This window comes from Hymenobacter rubidus, from assembly GCF_016734815.1.
Classification (GTDB): domain Bacteria; phylum Bacteroidota; class Bacteroidia; order Cytophagales; family Hymenobacteraceae; genus Hymenobacter; species Hymenobacter rubidus.
This window is the reverse complement of the sequence record NZ_JAERQF010000004.1, coordinates 279,346-295,433: the sequence shown is the minus strand read 5'-3', so window position 1 is coordinate 295,433 and position 16,088 is coordinate 279,346. Positions and strand designations below refer to the sequence as shown.

At 54.1% G+C, this 16,088-nt stretch carries 14 protein-coding genes; 3 read left to right on the top strand and 11 right to left on the bottom strand.

Annotated elements, in window-relative coordinates:
* Positions 1-99: 99 nt before the first annotated feature.
* The 10 genes from JKL48_RS05345 to asnB all read right to left on the bottom strand — a co-directional run bounded on the left by JKL48_RS05345 (position 100) and on the right by asnB (position 11,330).
* On the bottom strand, positions 100-1,296 hold the full coding sequence (locus JKL48_RS05345; protein WP_201979540.1) for a glycosyltransferase family 4 protein: 1,197 nt from the start codon (positions 1,294-1,296) through the stop codon (positions 100-102).
* Between the two features lie 102 nt (positions 1,297-1,398).
* Positions 1,399-2,349 (bottom strand): NAD-dependent epimerase/dehydratase family protein, encoded by a 951-nt coding sequence (locus tag JKL48_RS05340; RefSeq protein ID WP_201979538.1) that lies wholly within the window; start codon positions 2,347-2,349, stop codon positions 1,399-1,401.
* A 112-nt stretch (positions 2,350-2,461) separates the two neighbouring features.
* On the bottom strand, positions 2,462-3,385 hold the full coding sequence (locus JKL48_RS05335) for a hypothetical protein (RefSeq protein WP_201979535.1): 924 nt from the start codon (positions 3,383-3,385) through the stop codon (positions 2,462-2,464).
* A 115-nt stretch (positions 3,386-3,500) separates the two neighbouring features.
* Entirely contained in the window at positions 3,501-4,451 is a 951-nt protein-coding gene (locus JKL48_RS05330; protein ID WP_201979532.1) for a glycosyltransferase family 2 protein, read from the bottom strand.
* 5 nt (positions 4,452-4,456) lie between these two features.
* Positions 4,457-5,563 carry a DegT/DnrJ/EryC1/StrS family aminotransferase gene (locus tag JKL48_RS05325; RefSeq protein ID WP_201979528.1) on the bottom strand — a complete coding sequence of 369 codons (1,107 nt, stop codon included), beginning with the start codon at positions 5,561-5,563 and terminating at the stop codon, positions 4,457-4,459.
* A 9-nt stretch (positions 5,564-5,572) separates the two neighbouring features.
* Positions 5,573-6,517: a hypothetical protein gene (locus tag JKL48_RS05320; protein WP_201979525.1), complete on the bottom strand. Its 945-nt coding sequence runs from the start codon at positions 6,515-6,517 to the stop codon at positions 5,573-5,575.
* On the bottom strand, positions 6,499-6,921 hold the full coding sequence (locus JKL48_RS05315) for a sugar 3,4-ketoisomerase (RefSeq protein ID WP_201979522.1): 423 nt from the start codon (positions 6,919-6,921) through the stop codon (positions 6,499-6,501). The genes JKL48_RS05320 and JKL48_RS05315 overlap by 19 nt, the downstream gene beginning before the upstream one ends.
* 60 nt (positions 6,922-6,981) lie before the next feature.
* Positions 6,982-7,929 (bottom strand): UDP-glucuronic acid decarboxylase family protein, encoded by a 948-nt coding sequence (locus JKL48_RS05310; protein ID WP_201979519.1) that lies wholly within the window; start codon positions 7,927-7,929, stop codon positions 6,982-6,984.
* Between the two features lie 64 nt (positions 7,930-7,993).
* Positions 7,994-9,337: a UDP-glucose dehydrogenase family protein gene (locus tag JKL48_RS05305; RefSeq protein ID WP_201979516.1), complete on the bottom strand. Its 1,344-nt coding sequence runs from the start codon at positions 9,335-9,337 to the stop codon at positions 7,994-7,996.
* Between the two features lie 43 nt (positions 9,338-9,380).
* The gene (gene asnB / locus JKL48_RS05300) at positions 9,381-11,330 is read right to left on the bottom strand and encodes an asparagine synthase (glutamine-hydrolyzing) (RefSeq protein WP_201979513.1); all 1,950 of its coding nucleotides are present in this window, start codon (positions 11,328-11,330) and stop codon (positions 9,381-9,383) included.
* 202 nt (positions 11,331-11,532) lie between these two features.
* Between asnB and JKL48_RS05295 the strand changes: the two genes are divergently transcribed.
* Both JKL48_RS05295 and JKL48_RS05290 read left to right on the top strand, forming a co-directional pair.
* Positions 11,533-11,967, top strand: a complete 435-nt coding sequence (locus tag JKL48_RS05295; RefSeq protein ID WP_201979510.1) for an acyl-CoA-binding protein — start codon at positions 11,533-11,535, stop codon at positions 11,965-11,967.
* Between the two features lie 179 nt (positions 11,968-12,146).
* Positions 12,147-13,799 carry an amidase gene (locus JKL48_RS05290; RefSeq protein WP_201979507.1) on the top strand — a complete coding sequence of 551 codons (1,653 nt, stop codon included), beginning with the start codon at positions 12,147-12,149 and terminating at the stop codon, positions 13,797-13,799.
* 130 nt (positions 13,800-13,929) lie between these two features.
* Here the strand turns inward: JKL48_RS05290 and JKL48_RS05285 are convergent, their stop codons facing one another.
* On the bottom strand, positions 13,930-15,351 hold the full coding sequence (locus JKL48_RS05285) for an FAD-binding oxidoreductase (protein WP_201979503.1): 1,422 nt from the start codon (positions 15,349-15,351) through the stop codon (positions 13,930-13,932).
* 86 nt (positions 15,352-15,437) lie between these two features.
* Here JKL48_RS05285 and JKL48_RS05280 point away from each other — a divergent pair, with 86 nt between their 5' ends.
* A complete protein-coding gene (locus tag JKL48_RS05280; protein WP_236668624.1) occupies positions 15,438-16,028 on the top strand; it encodes a C40 family peptidase in 591 nt (196 codons plus the stop codon).
* The last annotated feature ends 60 nt before the right edge of the window (positions 16,029-16,088 follow it).

Genomic DNA, 16,088 nt, shown 5'->3' with positions numbered 1-16,088 from the left:
CACCCGAGAGGCGCTGGAAAGCGTTATCCAGACCGCCACGGAATGGATAAGCGAACAGGACGCTAAAAACTGGTTTGGCCATTGTGGCTACCACGTACACTAACTTGAAACCCGCTCTAGTAAGATATTGCGCTCGTACAGCACTTGTTGCAACTTCTTAGACCATACATCCCAATTAAGCGTGTGTTCGTACTGTTGCCGGCTTCTATATCGTAATTGCTGGTATGAAGTCGGATCAGCCAATATTTTTTGTATACGAAGTGCAAAATCGTGCCCAGTGGCTGACAATGGGAGCATAAAGCCATTCACTCCCTCTTGTATGAAGCTGCTAATTCCCCCAACATTAGTGGTGAAGACTGGTAAGCCAAAAGCATTTGCGTCGCAGAAGGCAATAGCAGCGCACTCAGCCCGAGAAGGCATTAAAAAGAAGTCAGCCGTACTGAAAAGTTCATGAAGTTGGGCTTGGTCAGCCGCAATACCCATATTCAAGTACGGAATAGTGCGGAAACCCGGATTAATGTAGTTTTCGGGGTCAGGTGGAGTGCAACCGACTACTGTCAGCGTAGCAGGTATACCTAATTCCTGAAGCGTTATCATGGTACCATAGGCTATGTCTCCTCCCTTTCGTCCCCACTCGCCCCCAAGCAAGAACAGGCGACAGCCACTAGGTAACAATTGGTGGCGTAACGCTTCGTCGTGGGTAGGTGGAAAAGGGTAGTTTGCACCAAAAGGGATGACTGTTACTTTACCAGCCGATATATCGTAGTCCTGCCGAGCGGATGTTGCGGCCCAATTAGAAGAATAACATACAAGACTGGCTTGGCTTAGTGCTCTTTTCTCCAAATGATTCAACTCAGATTTGCTTATATCTAATAAACCTGTTAGGCCTGGGTAAAAGTCGATTAGCTGTGTTAGGGTGGAATCTTCTATATATACAATGGGTATTTTAGTGCTTAGATATGCAATTTCTGTGAAAGCTGCTGGAGCTACCAACAAATCAAAGTGTTGACGTGCAAGCTTACGTTTGAAAACCCAAGAATACCACCGTGCTACAGCAACACTCCACCCGTAATGGTAGCGCTTACGAAGAAGAGGCCCAATCAACCAGCTGTTGAGTCGGTCACCAAGTGCAAAGGGCCAACGCATGTGTATGGGCCCTAGTGCAATCACTTCACCTAGGTTACGCTCTAAGGCTTTAAAAATAGAATAGTGTACCCCTGACCACGAGCGCCGGTTGAGAGGGTCGGTGCTGGTGATGAAGCCAATGCGCAGGCGATTGCCAGTACCAATATCCATTGTCGAAAAAAATATTTAGTTAGAAAGACACTATCTCCGTATCCAAGATGGATTAATAATTTCGCTACGGATAATTGTAGCAATTGGAATTTGTAGTAAAAGCTAATTCACGGGCGCGCGCACATAATTGGCGACATACCAGTTCCACGTACGCTCAAGCATTTCCTCAAATGGGGCTACTGGCTGCCATCCAGTATGATTAAGCAATTTTGTAGTATCTAATATATTGATTTTCACATCGAATAGCCTAGCAGGCAATACTTGGATACGTGATTCAATGCCTTGGGCAGCAGCTAATGGCAACAAAAAATCAAGCACTTGCTTATTGCTGTAACCTATACCGCTACCAATATTATAAACCTCGCCTGGCTGGCCGTCAATTAATGCGGCAACAATCCCACTTGCCATGTCTTGCACATGTAAGTAGTCTCTTACTGTGCCTTCTTGCCCAAAGATGTTTATAATCCTTCTGTCTAGCAAGGAAGCAATGGCTGTTCCAATAAAGCCTTGGCCCGCGTATACTCGTTGTCCTTCTCCAAAAGCGTTAGCTGGCCGAACGCACACAATGGGCAACTGAGTCATATGGTAGTAAAAGTGTGCGTATTTCTCGAGCGCCAATTTGGTAATGCCGTAAGGCGAAATTGGATTAGTTGGGTGGCCTTCAGTAAGAGGCAGGAACTGCGCGGGACCATACACCGTGCCACCTGATGAAATCCATACAAACTTGCGTAGAGGGTGTTTGGCAGCATGTTCGAACAATCGTACGGTTTCCGGAATGTTAACCAAGATATCATGAACTGGGTTTTGGAAACTAGTCTGAGGAACGGTGGCATATGCTAAATCCACAATTTCGTCAACACTGCTCAGAGTTTGCGTCATGAGTTCGTCAGAGGTTTCGAGTGGATGGTGTACATAACGCACCCCATCCGGTAAATGAGGTGCTTCGTTTTCGCGGCCAACCACGACTAATTTACGGTCACCGCGCAAAAGAAGTTCTTCAACTACGGCTCTGCCTATAAATCCAGCTCCTCCAATGATACAAGTAGTCAACATTTGGCAAATTTTAATTTACGTGTTCAAAATTGCTCGATTAAATACTTGTTTTTGTACATACTGCTATGCAAGCACACATATACTAATACTAATGTGATTGCATCATCATATTTCACAAGTGCCCTTTGCGTGCAACCTTAATTATAAGCTTCATCCGCTTTTTTATTCTTTCGACAAGTGGCTCAGTATGCAAATGAGGTAATTGAACGGTAGACAAAGCAAAATTAAAGGCTGCTTCGTATAAATTGCGGCCAGACTTATCGCTATTTTGTTTTAGAAACCGAGGAATCATAATGTTAAAAACATTTTTTAATCCCTTTATCCAATAATGCTCTATATAGTTTTCAGTGGATTTCACAGTAGTGTGAGTTTGCAAAATATAGGATGTCGCAAATTGCTCCACTATAAAAGCAGAGCATTTGCTATATATTTCATCGGTGAGTTCGATAATTGAATCAACCAATTTGCAATCTTTGTAGCTTATGCCAATAATTCCAGCATTCCACATCATGGTTGCAATGGGTATTGTGACTTCTTGACCACCTATAGAATACTTGTAACGCTTAAGAGCTTGCCGTAAGCTGAACCAATGAATAGGCTCAATGGGCCCAGCATCAACAAAATTATATTCTTCAATATTCATAATTGAATAACCTGGCTTGATATTCTGAAATAATGGCATTGGATTATGCAAAAAATAAGTATCTGTATCAACGTAAAGCAAATTACACTTATATTTTAAAAAAAACTCTTTCAGAATAAGGGGTTTTATACGGAAAACAAAATCATCCGGACCACGAAATTGCTTTATTTGTTCTCTAGAAATAATTTCTAATTTCACAGGAAGCCCTGTCAAGTATTTATCAAACAAAGCACAACTACTATCAGTGTAAATAACAATTAAAAAATCGTTGATATTAGCTCCAATATGATGACATAATGTATATATTGAGAGTATAGCCTGATATTTACCTGACTCTAGCCCATAAGCTAAGTAAACCATTGCTAATTTGGATTTTTCCTCACTCGTGTTCATATCAATTTAAGCTTTAGGTTTTTCAGTGTTTTTCTGAGCGTGTCACAGGCAATTGCAATGTCAATTGCACTGAAATAGTATTATTACCCAAACTATACTTGGCTAATGAGAATTTCTACAAATAATTTGCCATTTTAGGCGCGTAAAAGCTTTTGACCATATACAGAGGCCGGTTACGCGCTGCATCCAAGCCGCGCCACACATACTCACCGATAACTCCCAGAGCAACCATCTGGAAAGCGGAAACGAATAACAGAACAACCATGAGTGTTGTCCAGCCTGCTGGTTCGTCAGGATGTAAAATCTTTAGGGCGATTACGTAGAAGCCGTAAAGTAAAGCCGTGAGCCCAAGCACCAAGCCCACCACCGAAATAGCGCGAATGGGTACAAATGAAAAGGCCAATAGCGAGTCAACCAGAAGCTTAATTTTTTTGGATAGTGTCCAACGCGATTTGCCAATGGTCCGCTTACGCCGCACATAAGGGATGTTGACATAAGTAAATCCCATCCAAACCATAAGGTAAAAAACGTTGGAATTGCGCTCTTGTAACTTTACCACTTCTTCTGATACCTGACGGTCAAAGAAGACAAAATCAAAGCCGCCTTCGGGAATATTATGAAGGGCTAAGCGCTTCATTAGCCAATGGAAGCCGGCGGCTAATAGTTGTGAAAAGCCTGTTTCCTCCCGTTGCTGCCGGTTTCCTATCACTAATTTGAAGCCTTGTTTCCAATACTCATACATCTGCACCATTAATTCGGGCGGGTCCTGCAAATCGGCAGTAATAACTGATAGGCACTCGCCGGAAGCGTGGGCCATGCCTGCAATAATGGCGTTGTAGGAGCCCACATTGGCAACTAGGTCGACCACCCGTATGCGGTAAGGGTGCAGTGTTTGGGCCCGTAATAGTTCACGCAAGGTATTATCACCGGAGCCATCGTTCACAAACACATATTCGAAGCTTACTTCCGGGGGGAAGTTAGCTTCGTTGGCCAATAGTTCCTGCACCGTAACGGGGATATTCTCCTCGTTGAAGTAGCATGGAACAATAATGGATAGAGTAGGCATATCCGTTATTGGTGCTGAAAGGAACGGATAGCGCCCGCAACGGCTTGGACCTGAGCTTCATTCATGCCAGGCCACATGGGCAAGCTGAGGCAGGTAGCTGCCAGTTCTTCCGCAACGGGAAAGCTTCCGGCTGGCAACTGCAAAGACTGATACGCTTGTTGGAGGTGCGGGGGCAACGGGTAGTGCACCTGAACACCAATACTTAGGGAAGTCAGGTGTTGGTGCAGCTCAGCGCGAAACGGTGTGTGTACTACATACTGATGAAAGACGTGGGTGGCTCCATCGGCGATGATGGGCAGGCGCAACTGCGGAATGTTGGCTAAATGCTGGTCGTACCAAGCGGCTATCTGCTGACGTTGCTGGGTCCAGCGGGGCAATTCTGGTAATTTTACGCGGAGTAGTGCGGCCTGCAGCTCATCGAGGCGGGAGTTGTATCCCAAGGCTTCATTATAATACTTCTGCTGTGACCCGTAGTTGCGCAGCACGCGCACTTTCTGTGCAAGTTCTGCTGAATTGGTAGTCACGGCACCGGCATCGCCCAGGGCACCCAAATTTTTGCTTGGGTAAAAGCTTGTGCCATTGACATGGCCAAAGCTACCCGTAGGAATGCCGGCAAATGCTGCTCCTTGAGCCTGGGCATTGTCTTCCACCACAAAAAGACCATGTTCCGTTGCTAAAGCCATTATTTCGGGCATGCGGCAAGCCTGACCGTACAGATGAACCGGCATAATAGCCTTGGTGCGGGGCGTAATAGCTACCCCAATGCCATTGGGGTCGAGGTTGCTCGTGGCGGGGTCTGGCTCTACAGGTACAAGGGTGGCCCCCACCTGCGTAACGGCCAGCCAAGTCGCGATGTAGGTATTGGACGGAACAATAACCTCGTCACCGGGGCCAATCCCCAAAGCGCGCAGCGCTAACACCAAGGCATCAAGGCCATTGGCGACACCTACGGCATGCGCTACTTGATTAAAGGAGGCATATTCTTGTTCGAACTGTTCCACTTCATTGCCCAGTACATACCACTGTGAGTCATACACGCGGGTAAATGCGGCCATCAGTGCTTCTCGCAATGGGGCGTGCTGGGGCTCGAATGAAAATGCCGGAACATTCATGGGGCAAAGTTAACGGCTATGACACGCCAATACGTGACTTGTCGCTCCTAAACGGAAGCCAAGCTTCTCGCACGTTCGGAATACGGCGTGATTGGTGGCAGGGGTTGTCATGAGTACAGCCTCATGGCCAAGCGTTTGGGCGCGGTGCAGGGTTTCAGCAACCAGTTTCACGTGCCAGCCCCGATTAGCCGCTCCTACTGCGGTGAGCAAGACCCGCGAAAGCCGAGTACCCAATGCAACGGCATCGGTCTCTAAATCACTAATAGCTAAAAAGGAATCTACCGCTAGCCCGGCTATATCGGGCACTAACACGGTGGTGGCCAAGCCCGCGGCAACTGTATTTTCGGCGTAGCGCGCCAAATACACATCGGCCCGAACGTCTCCAAACCAAGGGTCAGCATGTACCCGGTCATAGGGATTTCTGGCAGCGGCGGCGATGCGTCCGATAAGTGCGGCCTCTCCTGCCTCGGCGGCGCGAACAGGATACGATGCATGAGTAAACTGCGAAAGTTTGTCCCGGTAATAGGTTAAACGGGTTTCTACGAGACTCCAGCCCGCCCCGGTAAGGCCCTGCAGAAGTCGGATGTCTTCGGCAGGTACGATAGCAAAGGCATGGTGCGTTGGATGACGGGTAGATAGTTGAAGGCGTAGGTTCTGGGCAGCTTCTACTAAATCCTGAACGGTAGTGCCGTTCTTAAAAAGACCCGTGAAGACGCGAAACATCGGCACGCCAAAATAATCGGTGTCCCATGATAGTTGCTGCATTAGCCATTGGGTCCCCGGACTATCATACACCTCGGTTCCGGGTTTCTGCCCCCAGGCCAATACCAGGCCCGTTCCAAAAAGCGCCTGCTGCCGCGAGACGGATAAGTGCCGCAGAAAATAGTAGGGCGAATAGTAGGTCAGTGCGGCTTCCCGAGCAGCAACCAGTTCGGCTAAGACTTGGGGGCCCATATCCGACGAAATTCTTCGTAATCCCGGATGTAATCGGCGGCCGAAAAGGGCTGGGACGCCAATACCAACTGCACAGCTGAGTGCGAATACTGCATGGTGTGCCAGGAGCACGGCGGCACGTAAAGCCCTACGTTGGGGTCTTCCAAACGGAAAATATGGATGGTCCCGTCAGCTAGCTCTGTAGTCAGGGTGATGCGTCCAGACACGGCAATTACGACCTGCTCAGTAAGCATGTGGGCATGACGGCCCCGCACAATGCTTTCCGGCGTGTAGTACGTCCAAAAGACCCGTTGCACGGCAAACGGCAACGGGCCCTGAACATTTTCACTTACCGAAATGTAGCCGATATCCGGCGCCCCCAGCTTTGGAAACTGGATAAGATATGGGGCAGGATATTCGGCCATGCACTTAGAGTTAGCATAAGCCGGTGGTCCTTTCGGCTACTAGCGGCTTATCATTACCAATTACTTAACGTGTTCTTTAAAATATTCCAGCGTGCGACGCAGGCCTTCGGCGCGGTCCACCTTGGGTTCCCAGCCCAGAATTTCCTTGGCCTTGGTAATGTCTGGACGGCGCTTCATGGGGTCGTTCTCAGGCAATGCCTGATAAGTAGGCTTAAACTCAACGCCGGTGAGGCGCGCAATTTCTTCGCCGAATTCCTTGATGGTGATTTCCGACGGATTGCCGATGTTCACAGGCAGGTGGTAGTCACTCAGCAACAGGCGATATATGCCTTCGACCAAGTCGTCAACATAGCAGAACGAGCGGGTCTGGGAACCGTCGCCGAATACGGTTAGGTTTTCGCCACGCAGAGCCTGCGAGAGGAAAGCCGGCAACACACGGCCATCGTCCAAGCGCATGCGCGGGCCATAGGTATTGAAAATGCGGATGATGCGGGTTTCCAGGCCGTGGTGGTTGTGGTAGGCCATGGTAATGGCTTCCTGGAAGCGCTTGGCCTCGTCGTAGCAGCCACGAGGGCCGACGGGGTTCACGTTGCCGAAATACTCTTCTACCTGGGGATGGATTTCAGGGTCACCATACACTTCCGAAGTGCTGGCAATTAGCATGCGGGCGCCTTTCACGCGGGCCAGGCCCAGCAAATTGTGCGTGCCGAGCGAACCGACTTTCAGGGTCTGAATCGGTATCTTCAGGTAGTCGATGGGCGAGGCGGGCGAGGCGAAATGCAGGATATAATCCAGCTTGCCGGGCACGAATACGAACTTGCTTACATCGGCTTGGTGGAACTCAAAATCGGGCCGGCCAAACAGGTGCTCGATGTTTTGGAGTGAACCTGTAATCAAGTTATCCATTGCTACCACGTGGTAGCCTTCGGCCAGGAACCGGTCGCAGAGATGTGAGCCCAGAAAACCGGCACCGCCGGTGATAAGGACACGTTTTTTTTCTTCAGCCATTGGGAATTTGTCAATTCGTTGGTCATGCTGGGCGCAACTGCCGCACCACGTTCTTTTTAATATGCTAGGCCTTTATGGGCTCTTTGTGGTCGGTTTTCACGCCAATGCAGTGATAGGCGAAGCCAAGGCTTTTCAATTCATTGGCGTCGTAGATGTTACGGCCATCGAAAATGACTTTTTGCTTCATCAGGCGCGCCACTACATCAAAGTTGGGCGAGCGGAAATCCGGCCACTCCGTTATCACCAACAACGCGTCGGCATCAATCAGGGCGGCGAATTCATCCTTCGCGTAGGTAATGCTACCGCCGAGTGTATGCTCAGCTTCGGGCATGGCCACGGGGTCGTAGGCCGTCACGGTGCAGCCGGCAGCCAGCAATTTTTCGATGATAACCAGCGAAGGCGCCTCGCGCATGTCATCCGTTTTAGGCTTGAACGACAAACCCCACAGCGCCATTTTCAGGCCCTTGAGTTCGCCGCCGAAATGGCGGCTCACTTTGTTGAACAGCACCGATTTCTGGTCCTCGTTCACGCTTTCCACGGCCTTCAATACCTGCATGTGGTAGCCGTTTTCCTCGGCCGTTTTGATGAGTGCCTTCACGTCTTTGGGGAAGCAGGAGCCCCCGTAGCCGATGCCTGGATAGATAAACTTGGTGCCAATGCGCGCATCGGAGCCAATGCCTTGTCGCACCTTGTTTACGTCAGCGCCCATGATTTCGCACAGGTTGGCAATGTCGTTCATGAAGCTGATTTTCGTGGCCAGCATAGAATTGGCCGCGTATTTCGTCATCTCCGCCGACGGGATATCCATGAAAATGATGGGGTGCCCGTTGAGCAGGAAGGGCTTGTATAACCGGCGCATCACCTCCTCGGCGCGGTCGGAGGAGATACCCACCACAATGCGGTCGGGCTTCAGGAAGTCGTCGATGGCAGCACCTTCTTTTAGGAATTCGGGGTTGGAAGCCACGTCAAATGCAACCTCGACGTTGCGCTTGGCCAGGGCTTGCTCAATCTCGGCGCGCACTTTGGCAGCCGTGCCCACTGGCACGGTGCTTTTGGTAACGATGACGCCGTAGCTGCTCATGTTTTCGCCAATGCCGCGGGCCACGGCCAGCACGTACTTCAAATCGGCCGAGCCGTCTTCACCGGGAGGCGTACCCACCGCAATGAAGGCCACGTCGCAGCCCTGAATGGCCTCGGCCAGGTTGGTGGAAAAATGCAGACGGCCTTTGTCTACGTTGCGGCTTACCATTTCCTCCAGGCCCGGCTCGTAAATCGGCAAAATGCCTTTGTGCAAATTGTCTATTTTCTTCTGGTCAATGTCGATGCAGGTCACGTCAATACCAACCTCGGCAAAACATGTACCCGTAACCAAACCGACGTAGCCGGTACCTACTACTGCTATTTTCATGTGAAATGTATTTGGGAAGAAACTGGGTTGTAGCTGCGTAAAATTAGTATTGGATGCCTTTCACCGACTTCGACAGGGCATTGGCTTCACCGGCCATGTACTGCTTCCACCAGGTTTGGAACACAATGAGGCCCCAGATGCGGGCGTGTACATCGCCGGGGCTGCGGGAGAAAAGTTGGGTTTTGAGGGCGCGAATGGCTTCCACATCAAAGATGCCCTGGCTTTCGATGAACTCATCGCGTAGCAAATCGTCTTCAATCAGGGAGCGCAGTTCGCCGCGCATCCACTTGAGCAGCGGCACCTCAAAGCCGTGCTTGGGACGGTCGTAAAGCTCAGCCGGCAGTTCGGAGCGGAATGCATCTTGGACGATGCGCTTTTTCATGGTGGCGTCCACCTTGCTGCTCACGGGCAGCGAGAAGGCGAAGTTGACCACTTTATAATCGAGGAATGGGGTACGGACTTCCAGCGAGTTGGCCATGCTCATCAGGTCCACTTTCGTGAGCATGTCGTAGGGCAGCACGAGGTTCATGTCCGTGAGCAATACCTCGTTGAGGTCGCCGTCGGCGTGGAGGTGCTCCAAGATGTCTTTGCGGCGCTTGGCGGCGAGCTTCTTGCCCACTTTGCGGCGACTGGCGGCGCTGAGCAGGTTGCGGGCATCGGCGGCGGAGGCGAAGCTGGCCCAGTCCCAGTACCGGTCTTTTACCCCGGCCAACATGCCACGCGAAAAGCGCTGGAGCTGACGGATACGGTTGCCAAAGAAGCCGTTGCGCGACTTGGGCAGCGCGTCCCACACGAAGCCCAGAGCCGTCACGGCTTCGGCCGCTACACCGCCTTGGCGCACCTTAAACTCGCCCATGTGCTTGTTGTAGCCGCCAAACATCTCATCGGCTCCGTCGCCGCTCAGGGCTACGGTTACTTGCTGGCGGGTGCGCTGGCTGAGGATGTACACCGCCAAGGCCGAGGAGTCGGCAAACGGCTCGTCGAGGTAGTCCAGCATTTGGTGGATGTGCTCGAACAGGTCGTCGTTGGTGAGCGAGAAAACGGTGTGGTTGGTCTTGTGGCGGGCGGCCACGAGGTTGGCGTACTTGGTTTCGTCGAAGAAAGGCTCGTCTTTAAAACCAATGCTGAACGTGTTGAGGTGCGGCGTGTGGCGGGCGGCCAGCGCCGTAATCACGCTGGAGTCGATGCCGCCGCTGAGGAAGGCCCCCAAGGGCACATCGGCCACGAGGCGGCGCTGCACGGCGCCGTCCATTAGCTCGACCAGCTTCTTTTGCTGCTGCTCGTAGCTGAGCTTGTTTTTGGCGACTTTTTTGGGGTCGTAGGGGATTTTATACCACGCTTTGCCGACCACCTTGTTGTCCTTGATGTAGAGGTAGTGGCCGGGCAGCATCTTCTTCACGCCCTTGAAAATGCTGGCGGGGCCGGGAATGTAGTTGAGCTGCAGGTATTGACTCAGGGCCACGTAGTCGAGCTTGCGTGGCACACCCAGCGCCATGATGGACTTCATCTCGGAAGCGAAGAAGAGCTTGTCCTCGTCGCGGTAGATGAGCAGGGGCTTCACACCGAAACGGTCGCGGGCAATGAGCAGTGAATTCTCTTCTTTGTCGTAGATAGCGAAGCCAAAAAAGCCGTTCAGCTTCTTGATAAAGCTGCGCCCTTCGGTGATGTAGAGCTGGAGAATGACCTCCGTATCCGTCTGCGAATGAAAGCGACAGCCACGCTTTATCAGCTTTTCGCGCAGCTCGCGGTAATTAAAAATTTCGCCGTTGAAGACGATGGTGTAGCGCCCCGACTCATCGGTCATCGGCTGGTTGCCGTCGGCCGACAGGTCGAGGATGGCCAGCCGGCGAAAACCCAGGCCGCACTGGTCGTACACGTAATGGCCTTCCGAATCGGGGCCGCGACGGATGATGGCGTCGGTGGACGCCTGCAGGTTGGCCAGTGACTGACGACCTGTTTCGGTAAAAGCAAATACTCCGGTTATTCCGCACATAGTAGCTCGCAAAAGTACGCCCCCGCAACCTAAAGGTCCGCGCCGAGGTATTGTGGATAGCACAATTGACTGCAAATTTTTCGCAGCCCCGTGTCATGATGGGTCGTGTGACGCAGTGGATTACTGATTTTCAAGCGGTTTCTACTGTTGAGCACGCCCTGCCCACGTTATTCACTCATTTTTCGCCCTGAGCCCCCAACACATGAAGCTTAACGAACAATTTCAAGCGGCCGCCCAGCAAATAAACAACCTTCCCGGCGACGTCGCGGCCAAGCATATGACCGAACTTTACGGCCTTTACAAGCAGGCCACCGAAGGCGACGTAAATATGCAGCCCGGTGAAGTAGATGCAACCGCTGCCGACCAGGCCAATGGCCCGGCCGGCCTGTCGCAGGCGCAGTGGGATTCGTGGAACCAATTCAAGGGGGTACCCGAAGAAGAAGCGAAGCGCCGTTACGTGGCCCGCGCTGCCGAGATTACGGGTACGGCAGGCGCGGGCACCGGGGCCAGCGAAGTGCCCACCGACGGCCAGACGGGTGCCCCCCGCACAACGGACCACGGCGGCCTGCGCGGCGATATCACAGCGGGCGCGCCCTATGGTGGCGAGGACAAGCTAAAAGGACAGCAGGCTACGTAAGCCACCGCTCAAAAGTATTTTCGCCGCACTGAAAAGCCGGTCCCTTGCTGGGGCTGGCTTTTCGTTTTGTTGAAAGTCGGATTATTCACACGGCACTGGTTTCTGGCCGGGAATTGTGCTGTATCATTGCCAGCGGCGGCACACACGGCGTGTGCTCTCCCTCATTTTGCGCTCAACCCATGGACCGTCGTCTTTTTTTGAATCAGGGCACCCGAGTTGCCCTAACCGCCGCGCTGTTGCCCGCCGTGGCCTGTCATGCTACTCCCGATAAGGCTGCCGCTGATACTCGCGCAGAAGCAGCCGGAGCAACAGGCCCTGAAAAAGCGGGCGATGAGCCCTTTGCGCTGCACGAGGCGACCGTGGCCGACTTGCAGGAGCGCATGGCCAAGGGGACCGAGACGGCCCGTAGCCTCTGCGAGAAATACCTTGCCCGCATCAAAGCCCTGAATGAAGCCGGGCCCATGCTGCGGGCCGTTATCGAAATTAACCCCGATGCCCTGAACCTCGCCGACGGCCTCGACCAGGCCAGAAAAGCAGGCAAGCTGCGGGGCCCGCTGCACGGCATTCCGGTGCTGATAAAGGACAACATCGATAGCGGCGACCAGATGATGACCACGGCCGGGGCTTCGGCGCTCGTCGGCCACAAGGCCCGGCAAGATGCCTTCATCGTGCAGAAGCTGCGGGCCGCCGGAGCCGTGCTGCTGGGCAAAACCAACCTCAGCGAGTGGGCCAACTTTCGCTCCTCGCACTCGGTGAGCGGCTGGAGCAGCCGGGGCCGCCAAAGCCGCAACCCTTACGTACTCGACCGGAACACCAGCGGCTCCAGCTCCGGCTCGGGCGCGGCCGTGGCCGCCAACCTTTGTGCCATGGCTATTGGCACCGAAACGGACGGCTCGGTGGTGTCGCCCTCGTCGGTGAACGGGTTGGTGGGTCTTAAGCCCACGGTAGGCCTACTAAGCCGTAGCGGAATTATTCCGATTTCGAGCACGCAGGACACCGCCGGCCCCATGGCCCGCACCGTGCGCGACGCGGCCCTGCTGCTGGGCGCACTGGCCGGCCCCGACCCCGCCGACCCCGCCAAACTGCCCATCCCGGCCGGTCCCCCCCCCGATTACACGGTTTTTCTCAAACCCAATGCGCTAAAAGGCCAGCGCCTGGGCGTGGAAAAAGCGCACCTGAACGGCCCGCCCAAAGTGGCCGCGCTGCTAAAAGCAGCCGTAGCCGCGCTCAAAGCCCAAGGCGCTACAATAGTCGAAGTCGAACTGAACAAGCTGGTAAACCCGCTGGGCGAGGCCGAATTCGACGTATTGCTTTATGAATTCAAGGAGGGCGTGAATAAATACTTGGCCGGCGCGGGCGCCACCGTAAAAAACCTGGCCGACGTCATTGCTTATAACAACGCCCACGCCGCCGAGGCCATGCCTGTTTTCGGGCAGGAAACCCTGATTCGGGCCGAAGCCACCGATGGCTTGGGCAATGCCAAGTACAAAGCCGCCGTGCAAAAAACTGTGGCCGGCGCCCGCCAGGCCATCGACGGGCTGCTGAAAGCCAACCGCCTGACGGCCATTATCGGCGTGACAACGGGCCCGGCCTGGTGCATCGATTGGGTGAATGGCGACTACTCCACGGGCGTCGATTTTTCTTCGCCAGCGGCCATGGCCGGCTACCCGCACCTCACCGTGCCCATGGGGCAGGTGCAGGGGCTGCCGGTAGGCTTGTCGTTTGTAGGGTCGGCCTACCAGGAAGGCCCGTTGCTGGCTTTCGGGTATGCGTATGAACAGGCCACGCATCACCGCACGGCCCCAAAATTTCTGCCGACGGTGGCGGTGTAACGGATTTATGCTGTCATGCTGAGCGCAGCAAAGGACCTTATCAGGTTTGTGCTAGTGGTTTGCTGCCACCAATGCTAGCGCGCCAAGGTCCTTTGCTGATGCTCAGGATGACAGGATTGAAAACGACTGCCTAAAAAATCTTGCCCGGGTTTAGAATCCCATGCGGGTCAAACACGCCCTTGATGCCACGCATCAGGTTCAGGTTGGCCTCTTTGAGGGCAATGCCGATGTAGCCCTTCTGCACCAGCCCGATGCCGTGCTCGCCGGAAATGGTGCCGCCCAGCTTCACGCAAAGCTCGAAAATTTCGCTGATGGGCTGGCGCAGGCCCACGTTCCACATCTCGTCGTCGAGGTCGCCGCGAATGATGTTAACGTGCAGGTTGCCGTCGCCGGCGTGGCCGTAGCACACGCTTTTGAAGCCGTAGCGGGTGCCGATTTCCTTTACTCCCTTCAGGAGCGTGGGCAGCTCGGCGCGGGGCACCACGGTATCTTCTTCCTTATACACAGAGTTGTAGCGCACCGAATTGCCAATGTTGCGACGGATGCGCCAGAGGTCGTCTTTCTGGCCGGCGGTGTCGGCCAGCAGGATTTCGCCCACGTCGTAGGTTTCGAGTACGCCGTACACCTGTTCGGCTTCTTTGTAAAGCTGGTCCAGGTCCTGACCATCCAACTCAATGAGGAGGTGGGCTTTGATGTCTTCGGGCAGCGTGAGCGGAATTTTCAGGTAATCGGAAGACCAGGCAATGGCTTCGCGTTCCATAAACTCCATGCCCGAGGGGATGATGCCGGCCCGGAATACCGCCGAAACGGCATCGGCGGCCTGGGCTTCCTGGCGGAAGGGCACCAGCATCAGGATGTTGTGCTGCGGATACGGCAGCAGCCGGAACACCACTTTGGTGATGATGCCCAACGTGCCCTCCGAACCCACCATCAGTTGGGTGAGGTTGTAGCCGGTGGAATTTTTGAGGGTGTTGGCAGCCGTCCAGATGACGTCGCCGGTAGGCAGCACCACTTGCAGGTTGAGCACATAGTCCTTGGTGGTGCCGTATTTCACGGCTTTGGGGCCGCCGCTGCTGTGGGCCAGGTTGCCGCCCAGGGTGCAGCTGCCTTTGCTGGCCGGGTCGGGCGGATAGAACAGGCCCACTTCCTTCACCGCATTCTGAAACACCTCGTTTATCACGCCCGGCTCCACGGTGGCTTGCAGGTTGCGCTCGTCAATCTGAATGATGTTGTTGAGCCGCTCGGTGCTGAGCACCACGCCGTGGTGGATGGGCAGCGCGCCGCCGCTCAGGCCAGTGCCGGCCCCGCGGGGCGTGACGGGAAGGCGGTGCTGGTGGCACAGGCGCATGACGGCGCCAATTTCCTCGGCCGAGCCGGGGCGCAACACCACGTCGGGGGCATAGTGAAAGTCTTCGGTGTGGTCGCGGCCGTAGTCGGCGTAAGCATCGGCGGTGGCGGCCGCTTCGGCGCGCTGGGCCGTGAGCACGTGCGCGGGGCCCACAATTGCCTCGAAGGCCACAATGAGTTCGGGGGTCAGGTCGTTAAAATTCATGAGCGGCAAAACTAGAAAGGCCGCGCAAACTATCTTTGCGGCCGATGGGGAGGGTGACAACGAAGATACTACCACTGCTGCTGGCCTTGGCTCTTTTGGCAGGCTGCCACCGCAAGCTCAACTACCGCGACGGCCAGTACCGCTCGGCCCGCGAGATGGTACGCCTCAAAAAAGGCGGCAGCCGCGTGGTGGCACGCCCCGCCGGCAAAACCAAAGTACTGGGTACCACGCCCAGCGGCGGCAAAACCAAAGTAGTGGTGAAGCGCCCGGCCCGCGTGGGCAGCGCTACGGGCACGCTGGCCTCGGTGATTGAGGCAGCCCGCTCCTACCAGGGCACTCCCTACCTCTACGGCGGCACTACGCGGCTGGGCCTCGACTGTTCTGGTTTATTACAACTTTCCTTTGGCGAAGCCGGGGTAACGATTCCCCGCTCGTCTAACGAACAGGCCGTGTGGGGCGACCCGGTGAAGACCACCGACCTGCAACCCGGTGATTTAGTATTTTTTGGGGCCTCGCCGGGCAGCCGCACCATCACGCACGTGGGCCTGGTAACGGTGGTGGATGAGGAGGGTGTTGATTTCATTCACGCGTCTACTTCGCTGGGAGTAGTGGAAAATAGCTTGGAATCCGATTATTACCTGAGCCGTTTTATTCGGGCGGTGCGGCCCCGATTGTGAGGCGTGCCGACTACCTTTGCAGCCTAAAAGTGCCGATATGCCCCGTCGGGTCAATAGTAA